Here is a 662-nt window from a genome sequence, read left to right on the forward strand (position 1 = left end):
CGCAGAACCAGGGCGCCTGGTTCTTCGTGCAGCACTATGTGCACGAGAACATGAGCGAAGGCCAGAAGCTCGGCTATGCCGGCCGCCCGGCCAGCGCCAGCCCCGCCTGCGGCTATGCCCACCTGCACCAGGAGCAGCAGAAGGCGCTGCTGGATCAGGCGTTTGCCAAGCTCAAGGGCTTCATCCTCACCAAATAAGGACCGCAATGCGCAGCGCCCCGATCGGCGCTGCGCTTGCTCGCGCCTGCACCATCACACCGAATAAAGAACACGGAGCCTCCCACCATGGCCATCGTTGACGTCCAAGTTCCCCAGTTTTCCGAATCCGTTTCCGAGGGCACGCTGCTGACCTGGAAGAAGAAGCCCGGCGAAGCTGTCACCATCGACGAAACCCTCGTCGAGATCGAGACCGACAAGGTCGTGCTCGAAGTGCCCGCACCTGCCTCCGGCGTGCTGGCCGAAGTCCTGGTGGCTGACGGCAGCACCGTCGTCAGCCAGCAACTGCTCGCCAAGATCGACACCGAAGGCAAGGCCGGCGCTGCTGCAGCCGCACCTGCCGCTGCTGCTGCCGCACCTGTGGCCGCCGCTGCTCCTGCTGCCGCCAACAAGGGCGATGTGGCCATGCCCGCCGCCGCCAAGATCCTGGCCGAGAAGGGCCTGCAA

General features: G+C 65.3%; 2 protein-coding genes. Both read left to right on the forward strand.

Translation table 11 applies throughout. From position 1 onward, the window contains the following. Positions 1-197, forward strand: a 197-nt coding sequence (locus ACXJKR_RS34110; RefSeq protein ID WP_457326632.1) for a hypothetical protein, incomplete at its 5' end; no start/stop codon positions are given. A gap of 87 nt (positions 198-284) precedes the next feature. Further along, on the forward strand, positions 285-662 hold a 378-nt coding region (locus ACXJKR_RS34115; protein ID WP_457326633.1), incomplete at its 3' end, for a biotin/lipoyl-containing protein.

It is taken from the genome of Roseateles sp. P5_E11, assembly GCF_054049355.1.